The 3609-nt window shown below is 69.8% G+C and carries 4 protein-coding genes; all 4 read left to right on the top strand.

What is annotated here, in order from left to right:
• Window positions 1–707 (top strand): acyl-CoA dehydrogenase family protein (locus tag AC27KI_RS20770; RefSeq protein ID WP_487115598.1); only part of this gene is annotated, 707 nt, incomplete at its 5' end.
• A gap of 82 nt (window positions 708–789) precedes the next feature.
• A complete protein-coding gene (locus AC27KI_RS20765) occupies window positions 790–1749 on the top strand; it encodes an ABC transporter substrate-binding protein (RefSeq protein ID WP_487091021.1) in 960 nt (319 codons plus the stop codon).
• A gap of 344 nt (window positions 1750–2093) precedes the next feature.
• A complete protein-coding gene (locus AC27KI_RS20760; protein WP_487115596.1) occupies window positions 2094–3161 on the top strand; it encodes a methionine ABC transporter ATP-binding protein in 1068 nt (355 codons plus the stop codon).
• Window position 3162: 1 nt separating this feature from the next.
• A partial coding sequence (locus tag AC27KI_RS20755) for a methionine ABC transporter permease (protein ID WP_487115594.1) occupies window positions 3163–3609 on the top strand: 447 nt, incomplete at its 3' end.

Below are 3609 nucleotides of genomic sequence, written 5' to 3'. Positions count from 1 at the left end.
GGCTCAGCGGGCACAAGGTGTACAGCACCGGCGCGCCGGCGCTGCGCTGGTACGTGGTGTGGGCGCGCACGGACGATGCCGAGCCGCGCACGGGCTCCTTCCTCGTGCGGGCCGGCCAGCCCGGTGTGCGCATCGAGCCCACATGGGACCACCTGGGCCTGCGGGCCAGCGGCAGCCACGATGTGCTGTTCGATGAGGTGGCGGTGCCCGCCGACCACGTGCTGGAGCTGCGGCTTCCCAAGGACTGGGCGCGCGGCGAGCCCGCCATGCAGGCCGAGATGGCGGTGATGCTGGGCTCGCTCTACACCGGCGTGGCCCGCGCGGCGCGCCACTGGCTGGTGGGTTTTCTGCAGGAGCGAAAGCCGGCCAGCCTGGGCGCGCCGCTGGCCACGCTGGCGCGCGCGCAGGAGGCGGTGGGCCGCATCGAAGGCCTGCTGTTCACCAACGACCGGCTCATCGCCGGGCTGGCCGCCGCGCTCGACACCGGCGCTCCGCTGCCCTCCGAGGAGAGCGGGCTGGTCAAGGCCACCACCACCCACAACGCCATCGAAGCGGTGCAGTCGGCCCTGGCGCTGACCAGCAACCACGGCCTGGCGCGCAAAAACCCGCTGGAGCGCCACCTGCGCGACGTGCTCTGCGGGCGCGTGCACACCCCGCAGGACGACAGCGTGTACCTGGCGGCCGGGCGCCGCGCGCTGGGGCTGTGATCGCTGGCGCGCGGGGCGCGGTGGCGCCGCCTCCTTCCTTTTCCTCTGCCTTTTTTCTTCCCTTTCAGAACACGGAGCTTCCATGGCCTTGCAACGGCGACATTTCCACCGCTTCATGACGGCCTCGGTGGCCGCGGCGTCCTTTCTCTCACCCGTGCTGGGTCACGCGCAGCAGCGGATCGCACTGCGCGCGGGCGACCAGAAGGGCGGGCTGCGCGCGCTGCTGGAGGCGGCGGGCGAGTTGAAGGGCCTGCCCTATGACATCCAGTGGAGCGAGTTCCCGGCCGCCGCGCCGCTGGCCGAGGCGCTGAACGCGAACGCGGTGGACTTCGGTCCCATCGGCGACGCGCCGCTGCTCTTCACCCTGGCGGCCGGCAGCCAGGTGCGGGCATTCGCCGCCAACCGCTCCGACCCGTACGGCACGGCGGTGCTGGTGCGGCCCGACTCGCCCTTGAAGACGGCGGCCGACCTCAAGGGCAAGCGCATCGCCACCAACCGCGGCTCCATCGGCCACTTCGTCACGCTCAAGGCGCTGGAGTCCGCGGGCCTGAAGGGTGCGGACGCCGACGTGCGGTTCATCCCGCCGGCCGACTCCAAGCTGGCGCTCACCCAGGGCTCGGTCGATGCCTGGGCCACCTGGGAACCGTACACGGCACTGGCCGAGACGAGCGGGCACGCGCGGGTGCTGGTCAACGGGCGGGGGCTGTCGAGTGGGCTCAGCTTTCTCGCGGCCACGCAGGGGGCGCTGGACACCAAGCGCGAGGCCCTGCGCGACTTCAAGGAGCGCGTGGAGCGCGCGCAGCTCTGGTCGTACCGCAACGCCCGGCCGTTCGCCGAATCGCTGTCGCGCATCATCGGCATCCCGGTGGAGGCGGCGCAGCTGCAGTTCGAGCGCCGCGCGACGAAATGGGTGGACATCGACGCCGCGGTGGTGGCCGACCAGCAGCGCACGGCCGACTTCTACCTGGGGGCCGGGCTGCTGCGCCAGCGGCTGGACGTGCGGCAGACCTTCGATACGGGGTTCAACCGGGGCCAGGCGTGAGCCGGGGCCTTGCTGGGGTTTTGGGTGGAAAATGCCTCCAGCACAATATCCACTAGGGCATATTGCTATGAAATAAATAGCAATCGAATCCACCCGGTGCAGGTTTGGGCGCGGGTCGAGGCCCGCTGCGACCCACCGCCCGGCCATCCCGAACGGCCCAAAACCCCAGCGCGGGAAAAGATCGTTTTGCCACGACTTCGGCGCGGCTACATAACCGCAATGTCTTAGCACCCAATTTCAGGGTCGTTGGCGTTTGGGGTGCAAGCCCGTACATTCCCGCATCCGCATTTTTCCTTTTCAGCGCCGCCGCGGCCTGCGGGCTCCGGTGGCGCCATGGCATTTTCATGATCGATTTACGGGGTATCACCCAGATTTACCAGGGCTCGCAGGGGCCGGTGGAGGCGCTGCGCGGCATCGACCTGCACATCACGCCGGGCGAAGTGTTCGGCATCATCGGGCGCAGCGGCGCGGGCAAGAGCTCGCTGGTGCGCGTCATCAACCTGCTGAACCGGCCCACCCGGGGCGAGGTGATCGTGGCGGGGCGCGACCTGACCCGGCTCAATGATGCGCAACTGCGCGAGGCGCGGCGCGACATCGGCATGGTGTTCCAGCATTTCAACCTGCTGTCCTCGCGCACGGTGTTCGAGAACGCGGCCCTGCCGCTGGAGCTGGCCGGCATGGACAAGGCCGCCATTCGCGGCCGGGTCGATTCGCTGCTGGACCTGGTGGGCCTGTCGGCCCTGCGCGACCGCTATCCGGCGCAGATCAGCGGCGGGCAAAAGCAGCGCGTGGGCATCGCCCGGGCGCTGGCCAGCCGGCCCAAGGTGCTGCTGTCGGACGAGGCCACCTCGGCACTCGACCCGGAAACCACCCGCTCCATCCTCGCGCTGCTGCGCCAGGTGAACCAGGAGCTGGGCCTGACGGTGGTGCTCATCACCCACCAGATGCAGGTCATCAAGCAGGTGGCCGACCGCGTGGCCGTGATCGATGCCGGCTGCATCGTGGAGCAGGGCCCGGTGCTGGAGGTGTTCACCCGGCCCCAGCAGCCCATCACCAAAAGCCTGATCGACGAGATCGTGCCGCAGGAACTGCCCGCCAGCGTGCTGGACCACGTGCGCCACCTGGCGTTGCAGCTGCGGGCCGCGGGCCAGGGCGGCGTGGGCCAGCTGCTGCGCCTGTCGTATGCCGGCGAGCGCGCCTACCAGCCCATCCTGTCGCGCCTGATCCGCGAGCACGGGCTGGACCTGTCGATCCTGCACGGGCAGATCGACGAGATCCAGGGCCAGACCTTCGGCTCGCTCGCGGTGTATGCCAGCGGCGATGCCGCGCGGCTGGCCACGGCGATCGCGCAATTGCGCGCCGAGGGGGTGGTGGTGCAGGAAGTGCAAGCGAGCGAAGAGAGTGGGGCCTGAGATGTTCGAGAATTTTTCGGAAATGATGCTGGAGCTGTTTGCCACCTCGCTGTGGGAGACAGTCATCATGGTGGGCATCTCGGGCGTGGTCGGCGCGCTGCTGGGCATTCCGCTGGGCGTGTTCCTGCGCCTGACCGACCGCGGCGGCGTGCTGGAGAACGGCCCGCTGAACAAGACGGTGGGCTGGATCGTGAACGCCGTGCGCTCCACGCCGTTCATCATCCTGCTGGTGGCGATCATCCCGTTCACGCGGCTCATCACGGGCTCGTCCATCGGCACGGCCGCGGCCGTGGTGCCGCTGACCCTGGCCGCGGCGCCGTTCGTTGCGCGGCTGGTGGAAGCCTCGCTGCGCGAGGTGGACAACGGCCTCATCGAGGCGGCCCAGGCCATGGGGGCCACCACCGGGCAGATCGTCTGGAAGGTGCTGCTGCCCGAGGCGCTGCCCGGC

The organism is Acidovorax sp. KPB24-03 (assembly GCF_057546605.1).
The sequence above is the reverse complement of the archived record's forward strand: the minus strand, read 5'-3'. Positions and strand labels throughout refer to the sequence as shown.

Coding starts and splice junctions, on each gene's coding strand:
- AC27KI_RS20765 (WP_487091021.1), top strand. CDS start 790: ATGGCCTTGCAACGGCGACATTTCCACCGCTTCATGACGGCCTCGGTG.
- AC27KI_RS20760 (WP_487115596.1), top strand. CDS start 2,094: ATGATCGATTTACGGGGTATCACCCAGATTTACCAGGGCTCGCAGGGG.